5 protein-coding genes and 1 riboswitch are annotated in these 8,288 nt (G+C 34.6%); of the genes, 2 read left to right on the top strand and 3 right to left on the bottom strand.

The window, feature by feature from the left end; all coding sequences use genetic code 11:
• Window positions 1-156: 156 nt before the first annotated feature.
• The 3 genes from ACFOZ1_RS01135 to ACFOZ1_RS01125 form a co-directional block, all read right to left on the bottom strand.
• On the bottom strand, window positions 157-942 hold the full coding sequence (locus ACFOZ1_RS01135) for a 3D domain-containing protein (protein WP_390194975.1): 786 nt from the start codon (window positions 940-942) through the stop codon (window positions 157-159).
• Between the two features lie 193 nt (window positions 943-1,135).
• Window positions 1,136-2,695: a bifunctional metallophosphatase/5'-nucleotidase gene (locus tag ACFOZ1_RS01130; RefSeq protein WP_390194974.1), complete on the bottom strand. Its 1,560-nt coding sequence runs from the start codon at window positions 2,693-2,695 to the stop codon at window positions 1,136-1,138.
• Between the two features lie 270 nt (window positions 2,696-2,965).
• Window positions 2,966-3,532, bottom strand: a complete 567-nt coding sequence (locus ACFOZ1_RS01125; RefSeq protein WP_390194972.1) for a nitroreductase family protein — start codon at window positions 3,530-3,532, stop codon at window positions 2,966-2,968.
• Window positions 3,533-3,703: 171 nt separating this feature from the next.
• Window positions 3,704-3,805: riboswitch (SAM riboswitch) on the top strand.
• Window positions 3,806-3,992: 187 nt separating this feature from the next.
• Here ACFOZ1_RS01125 and ACFOZ1_RS01120 point away from each other — a divergent pair.
• Complete coding sequence (locus tag ACFOZ1_RS01120) at window positions 3,993-5,834, top strand: bifunctional homocysteine S-methyltransferase/methylenetetrahydrofolate reductase (RefSeq protein WP_390194971.1); 1,842 nt, start codon at window positions 3,993-3,995, stop codon at window positions 5,832-5,834.
• A gap of 17 nt (window positions 5,835-5,851) precedes the next feature.
• The gene (gene metE / locus ACFOZ1_RS01115; protein WP_390194969.1) at window positions 5,852-8,137 is read left to right on the top strand and encodes a 5-methyltetrahydropteroyltriglutamate--homocysteine S-methyltransferase; all 2,286 of its coding nucleotides are present in this window, start codon (window positions 5,852-5,854) and stop codon (window positions 8,135-8,137) included.
• Window positions 8,138-8,288: the final 151 nt, after the last annotated feature.

The following is an 8,288-nucleotide window of genomic DNA, read 5'->3' as shown; positions in this document are numbered from 1 at the left end:
CTTGCGAATCGATGATGACTTATCGTAGGGCGCTTTGTGAAGTTGCCTAGTCGATGGACGCTTGAGCTGGATGGATCAAAAGCGAAAGCGTCCGTTTAGAAACGTAACAAAAAAAGAGAGCAACAATGAATTTGTTACTCTCTTCGCTTACAATTATTAATCTAAAATTGTTACTGCAACTTCTTTTCTTCCCCAATTATATGCATCTTCTTTTGTTGGGACGTGAATATCGATTTTGTTTCCTTTAATCGCTCCACCTGTGTCAGCTGCAATTGCTTCTCCATATCCTTCTACATATACTCTAGAACCTAATGGAATGACACTTGGATCTACAGCGATTACTTTCATGTTTGGATTTTCTAATAGGTTCACACCAGTTGCAGTGATACCTGAGCATCCTTCACACTTTGCAGTATACGCTGTTGCAGAAACAGTAATGGTTTGCTTACCTTCTGTTTCTTTTTCTGGTTCTTCTTGCTTCGGTGTTGCATCTGTTTTTACAGTTGCTGCTTGTACAGGATTTGAAGCCTCAGGTGTTTCTACAGTTTCCTCTTTTGTTGTAGCTTTCTGATTTTCCGTTGCTTCTTTATCTACTTCTTTTAATGTTAATTTTTCACCTATAATAATTAAATTGGTTTCTAAGTTGTTCCATTCTTTTATGTCATCAACAGTTACTCCATGAGCTACTGCAATTTCACTTAAAGAATCTCCTTTTTTAACAACATACGTAATCTCTTTATCTATAGTTATTAATTGTGTAGGTACAATTGTGTCTGTTTCTAAGTTGTTCATCTCTCTTAATTTAGCAACAGTTGTTTGGTTTTGTTCAGCGATGTCCCACAATGTGTCACCTTTCTCTACTTCATACTCTGCAGCGGATACTGGTGTAAAAGCTAATAAACTACCAGTAATAAATACAGTGGACAATAAAAACTTTCTCATCCATGTTGCCTCCTTTCGTGTTGACAAGGACCAATATAACATATGAAAATACCCCTTGTGGTTACAGTGAGATTAAGAGTCTGTAACAAACAATTACGATGTTACAAAGGCTTGTCACATTTGTCATTATGGTGCAACATAGTGAGTTTTATACATCTACACGTAATATTTACCACTATTTTTTTACTAATTACTATTTATCTGTAAATCTAACTTTGAAATTATTATTGACACTAGCTTTAATTTTTTTACGATTTAATAGATTATCTGCAATTAATACCGTCATATCTATAGGTATATCTTTCACTATTTCTTTATTTTGAAACATAGAATAATTTCCACCACCACTTGCCCGGTAATTATTCATAACTACATCATAGGTTTCTGTTAAATTCAATGAACGGCCATTTTTCTCTAACTTTGCCACTCTTTCTCCTATCGGTCTAGTAATATCTAATTCATACTCAATCCCTTCCCACATATCATAATTGTAGTGTTGAGGTTTTGGTGTATGAAAACTAGGGTTGATTGTAAGCTCTCCATTCTCTATAGCAAAATAACTTGCGGATTTTTCCAAGGCATCTTTTATATCTTGTCCTAGTAATCGTAGCACTTTTAATGTATTTGGATAAATATAATTAGATACAATGTCACGCATCGTAATATGTTGTGGGAACCCTTTGGACTCATTGTCAAATAACGCTGTGCAAGAAATAGAAACATTCGCTACTTGCATCTGTAGTGTATTCACATATTCAATAAATGGGTGTTCTTCTATCCTTGCTTGAAATGGATTTGTAATTGTCATTTCCCCTTCTACCAAAGCAATTGGCTTATCCAACCATTCTTGCACTTTCCTTTCATTTTTTGACAACAGATGCATAATGTCTTTATTTTCTTCCACACACTCATCCAATTCATGAATAGCACAATTTATTAATAGGTTATTCGCTTTATCCCACTCCATCTTAATTTCGCCAAGTGCACTCCCCTTACTTCCTGTTTGAATCACTGTCTTATTATGAATTGTTGCGATTAACTTTCGATGCTGATGGCCAGTAATAAGAACATCTATATCAGCTATTTCTTCACAAATTTGATAGCCTTGATTTTCCCCTGTAAGCAACTCTGTTTCTGCTCCTGTATCGGGATCTTTCTCTAATCCTCCATGATAACTAACAATGATCACATCAGGACTTTCTTTATTTTTGACATAGTTCACCCATTTTTTAGTTGCTTTAACTGCATCTTCAAATAAGAGTTTTTCGATATGTTTCGGATCTTCCCAATTAGGAATATAGTGTGTAGTGACACCGATAATCGCAATTTTTCTTCCTTCTATCATTTTTATGACATACGGAACACCAAAATATGGTTTTTCTGTATCTTTGTTTAATATATTGGATGACAACCAAGGAAATTGACTGTGTTTCATACATTTTTGTAAGTAATCTAATCCATAATTAAATTCATGATTACCTAAAATTACTGCATCATATTGTAAGTAGTTATACACATCAATGATGGGACTAGGCAAATGCTCATAATATTTAGCAAAGTAATACGTAAATGGACTTCCTTGAAGAAAATCACCATTGTCAATAAGTAATGTCGGTTGTTTATTTTTGATTCTATTGATTACTGTTGTGAGTTTTGCTAAACCTATATTTTCTTTTTGATCATCTCGATAATTAGTTGGCACTAGATAACCATGCACATCACTTGTAATACAGATTGAAATAGAATTACCCATTAACGTCACTCCCTTGTAAATTAGTAATTCTAGTATACCTTTTTCTCTATCATAAGAGGAAAAACTTTACACTTTCTTTACCTAGATTTAACAACTACTTTTCATTTATTTGATATAGTTAAAGTGTTCCAAATTAAGCAATACTGCGAAGATTGCTTTCTCACAAAATGATAGCCCCTTTTTCTTGTTGTCGGTGAAGTAATTTCACCGGCTTTTTTTATTACCATTTCACATAAAAAAAATTACGTCTATTGGCAGACGTAATTTTTTCTAATTTAATTCAGTTATTCGATCTGTTGCTTTGATTCTCGGAATTGGATTTTGCTTTTTCGCTGGATAACCTACTTGTAATAAACCAATTACCTTCTCATTATCCTTTACCCCAATAAGTTCACTCGTTTCCTCGCAAAACGTTAATTTACCCGTTTTCCAAAATACACTCATTCCTTCTTCCCATGCTAATAAACTAAAGTTCTGTATTAAACAACTTGCTGATGCATAATCTTCTTCAATAAGTTTTTCGATTGGATTCAATTCATTGATAACAAAAACAATCAACGGTACTTGCATAATTTTTTGAAAGCCTGTCTCTCCAATCTTCTCTAACTCGACAGGATCTGTTGTTTTTGCTTTTTCTTTTGCTACTTGACGATTAATTTCAGCTAATTTGCGTTTTGACTCCCCTGTCACAAATACAAAACGCCACGGTTCTGTCATTTTATGATTTGGTACCCATACAGCAACATTAAGCAATTCTTTGATTAACTCTGTCGATACTTCTTTATTTTCGTATATTGAAATAGAACGACGCTCCATGATTAATTGTTTTAATTCCAAAGCTATCCCTCCTAGTAATGAGAATCATTTTCAATCATACCATGTAACACGGAATATTTCAAGATAGTTTGAAATCAAGGTAATTTTTTCAAGTTTTTTTGTTAAAACCCCTTGATTTAATTTTTTTTATAATGTAATATATTGTCATCCGTTCAATAAATTAAATATTTTCTCTTATCAAGAGAGGTGGAGGGACTGGCCCTACGATACCTCAGCAACCGTCTAATTAGACAAGGTGCTAATTCCAGCAAGCATATGCTTGAAAGATGAGGAACGTCATTGCGTACTAGACCCTTCATCTTTCATGATGAAGGGTCTTTTTGGTTATCTAAGAAAAAACGGATGGATATGCAATGACTCAATCTTTTAAGAACAAATGAATCAATGGATAAGAGGTAATATTATTGAATGTTGATGCATATGCATGACCACAAACTATAATCGAAAAGAGGTGAGTGAAATGAAGGACTTACGCAATGCTTTACACGATCAAATTCTCATCGCTGATGGGGCAATTGGTACATTACTTTATGCACATGGTGTCGATCATTGCTTTGAAGCATTTAATTTAACCAAACCTGATGAAGTCTTACAAGTACATCATTCATACATTAATGCAGGTGCAGATATTATTCAAACAAATACATATAGTGCGAATTATATCAAGCTAGCAAGATATGGTCTTGAAGATCAGGTTCATGAAATAAATGTGAAAGCAGTACAATTAGCAAAACAAGCGGCTAATAAAGATACATTCGTATTAGGGACAATTGGAGGTATTCGTGGCGTTCAGAAGCTAATCTCTTCCCAAAAGGATATTGTTCGTAGTTTTAAAGAACAACTTTTTTCATTGTTATTAGAAGGTGTCGATGGCATCTTGTTAGAAACATATTATGACCTTGAAGAATTATCTACCGTATTACAAATTGTTCGTCAAGAAACATCTTTACCGATTATTACAAATGTTACTATGCATGAGCCTGGTGTATTAGAGAATGGGACATTGTTACACGATGCCTTTCTAGAACTAGAACAATTAGGCGCAGATGTTGTTGGAATTAACTGCCGATTAGGTCCACATCACATGATTGAATCATTAACACCTATTCCATTATTAGAAAAAGCATACTTATCTGCTTTTCCTAATGCTAGTTTACCAGCATATGAGAATGGAAAGCTTGTTTATAGTAAACATACAGACTATTTCAGAAAATGCGCAAAAAGTTTTCGTGATCAAGGTGTACGGCTTATTGGCGGTTGCTGTGGCACAACACCTGACCACATTCGTGCATTAAAAGAAGGTATTGAAGGGTTAGAACCAATCACATCAAAGAAAATTGTGGATCAACCCATTATCATCACAAAAAAGGAAAACCCACCAAGTCAAACACAACCATCTCTACTTGATAAAGTAAAAGAAAGACCTACTGTCATTGTAGAGTTAGATCCTCCTAAACATCTAGAGATTGACGATTTTCTTGAAGGTGTCAAGCAATTAGGAAATGCAGGTGTAGATGCTATTACATTAGCAGACAATTCACTAGCAACACCTAGAATTAGTAATTTAGCAATGGCAATAAAAATGAAAGAACTAGATGTACCTGTAGAGCCACTTATTCATCTAACGTGTCGTGATCGCAACTTAATAGGATTACAAGCGCACCTTATGGGTTTACATACATTAGGATTTCATAATGTTCTAGCAATTACTGGTGATCCAACAAGAATTGGAGGGTTCCCTGGCGCTTCTTCTGTATTTGATGCGACATCATTTGAGTTAATCCGTTTAATGAAACAATGCAATGAAGGAATTTCCTTCTCTGGTTCCTCTCTACGAAAGAAGACTGACTTTAAAGTTGCAGCTGCATTTAATCCAAATGTTGCAAATTTAGAAAAGGCTGTTAAACGAATGGAGAAGAAAGTGGAACACGGAGCAGATTATTTCCTTACACAACCTATTTTCCATCACGAACAAATTGTAAAGCTATATCGCGAAACAAAGCATATCAAACAACCGATTTTTATTGGGATTATGCCACTTGTTTCACACAAAAATGCAGAATTCCTTCACCATGAAGTACCTGGTATGCGTTTATCCGATGAGGTAAGAGCAAGAATGCAAGCACAAACTAATCGCCATGATGCAATAAGAGAAGGAATAGAAATATCCAAAGAACTCATTCAAACAGCAATCAATTATTTTAATGGTATTTATCTTATTACGCCATTTATGCATTATCAAATTACAACAGAATTAACGCAATATATTCAAAAAATAAGTGAACAAGTTCAAACAAACTAAAGGAGTGTACGATGACAATGACAAATTATATCAGTTCAAACTTAGGATACCCACGTATAGGTGCATACCGCGAATGGAAGAGCGCACTAGAATCTTATTGGAGCAAAAGTATTACTGAAGAGTCTCTATTTTCCCAAACAAAGAAATTACGTTTAGCTAATTTACAGAAACAAAAAGACATTGGTGTTGAATGGATTCCTGTAAATGATTTCTCTTTTTATGATCACGTATTAGATACTGCTATCTCTTTTGGAGTCATTCCAAAACGTTTCCAACAATTAGATCCTACTGCAATTGATACGTATTTCGCCATTGCTCGTGGTAACAAAGAAGCTGTTGCTGCTGAAATGACAAAATGGTTCAATACAAATTATCATTATATTGTGCCTGAATTAAATGATGTGACGCCATCATTAGTAGAAAACCGCGCATTACGTTATTTTAATGAAGCAAAAGAAGAATTAGGTATTAAAGGTAAACCAGTATTAGTTGGTCCTGTTACATTCGTAAAGTTAGCTAAAGGATATGACGACAATCAATTAAACGAAATCGTTCAATCCTTTATTCCACTGTACACACAAGTAATCAATGAACTAGTTGAAGCTGGTGCAGAGTGGATTCAAATTGATGAGCCAATTTTGGGAACGAATTTAACTGTAAATGAGATTTCATTAGTTGAAGAAGTGTACACACAAATTAAACAAGCAACACCAAATGCAAAATTACTTTTACAAACATACTTTGAAACGGTACAACATTATGACAAAGTAATTAAACTTCCAGTTGATGGTATCGGTTTAGACTTTATCCATGGAGATTATTTCCCTTTAATCGAAAAAATCGGCTTCCCACAAGATAAAGTACTTGCTGCTGGTGTTGTTAATGGACGAAATGTATGGCGTGCAGACCTTACAAAAACATTTGATTTAGTGCGTAAGATTGAAGAGGCAACAAAAGCAGAAACAATTATTTTACAACCATCTAGTTCTTTATTACATGTGCCTGTAACAAAAGAAAGTGAACAGAAGATTGATCCAATTATTTTAGATGGACTTAGCTTTGCAGATCAAAAACTAGCAGAAATTACAACAATCACGAAAGGTGCTAATGAGGGAGAAGAAGCAATTAAAGCAGAACTTCAAGAGAGCAAGAAAGCACACGAAGCATTAAGTAATTCTCCTTACCGCCAAAATGAAAGTGTAGCGGAAGAATTAGCTAATTTAAGCAAAGATGAAGTAAAACGTGCACTACCATTTGCAGAACGTATTCAATTACAACAAGAAGATTTACAATTGCCATTACTTCCGACAACAACAATTGGAAGCTTACCTCAGACTGCTGAAGTAAAAAGCACACGTACAAAATGGCGTAAAGGCGAAATCACAAATGAACAATATGAAGCATTTATTCAAACAGAAACAAAGAAATGGATTCAAATCCAAGAAGACCTTGATATTGATGTATTAGTTCATGGGGAATTTGAACGTACAGACATGGTTGAATTCTTTGGAGAGAAATTAAATGGGTTTGCTGTTACAGAATTCGGTTGGGTACAATCATATGGTTCTCGTTGTGTGAAACCACCACTAATTGTTGGTGATGTGTCTTGGAGTGAACCAATGACAGTAAAAGAAATCGTGTATGCACAATCTTTAACAGATCGTCCAGTGAAAGGTATGTTAACAGGACCTGTCACAATTTTAAATTGGTCATTTGTTCATGAAGAATTACCGCGCTTTACTGTACAAGAACAGATTGCGTTAGCATTAGAGAAAGAAGTGCTAGCATTAGAAGAGAGCAATGTAACGATTATCCAAGTAGATGAGCCTGCATTACGTGAAGGATTGCCACTTGATCAATTAAAATGGCCAGCATATTTTGATGCTGCTACAAGAGCATTCCGTATCTCTTCAGCATCTGTAAAACCAACAACACAAATTCATACACATATGTGTTATTCTGAATTCAGCGAGATTTTTGAAGTAATTGATGCACTTGATGCAGATGTGATTTCAATCGAAACATCAAGAAGTCACGGAGAGTTAATTGATACGTTTGAAATAAACCATTATGATAAAGAAATTGGGTTGGGTGTATATGACATCCATAGTCCACGTGTTCCTAGTGTAGAAGAAATTAAAGAAAATATCACACGTGCATTACGCACAATTGATGCCAAACAATTCTGGATTAATCCTGACTGTGGATTAAAAACACGTGGTGAAGAAGAAACAATCGCTGCATTACGCAATATGATTCAATCAGCAAAAGAAGTTCGTGAGGAATATGCTGTAAAAAAATAATAATTGACACTAATCAGCAGGGGTATTTTTGACTCCTGCTGATTTTTTGTATGACTTCAAATGTTTGCAACACACTCCCCTCTCTATTTTCTAATTCCACATCACAAAAAATCCAACATCATAATTTCAAATACCTCTTGTAAGAAGTCAC

The sequence above is a fragment of the Gracilibacillus marinus genome (assembly GCF_042651725.1).
Lineage (GTDB): Bacteria > Bacillota > Bacilli > Bacillales > Amphibacillaceae > Gracilibacillus > Gracilibacillus marinus.
Note: the sequence above shows the minus strand (reverse complement) of the source record. Positions and strands in the feature narration are given on the sequence as shown.

Excerpts from the sequence above, each read along its gene's own strand:
- ACFOZ1_RS01135 (WP_390194975.1), bottom strand. The coding sequence starts at position 942 with ATGAGAAAGTTTTTATTGTCCACTGTATTTATTACTGGTAGTTTATTA.
- ACFOZ1_RS01130 (WP_390194974.1), bottom strand. The coding sequence starts at position 2,695 with ATGGGTAATTCTATTTCAATCTGTATTACAAGTGATGTGCATGGTTAT.
- metE (WP_390194969.1), top strand. The coding sequence starts at position 5,852 with ATGACAAATTATATCAGTTCAAACTTAGGATACCCACGTATAGGTGCA.
- ACFOZ1_RS01120 (WP_390194971.1), top strand. The coding sequence starts at position 3,993 with ATGAAGGACTTACGCAATGCTTTACACGATCAAATTCTCATCGCTGAT.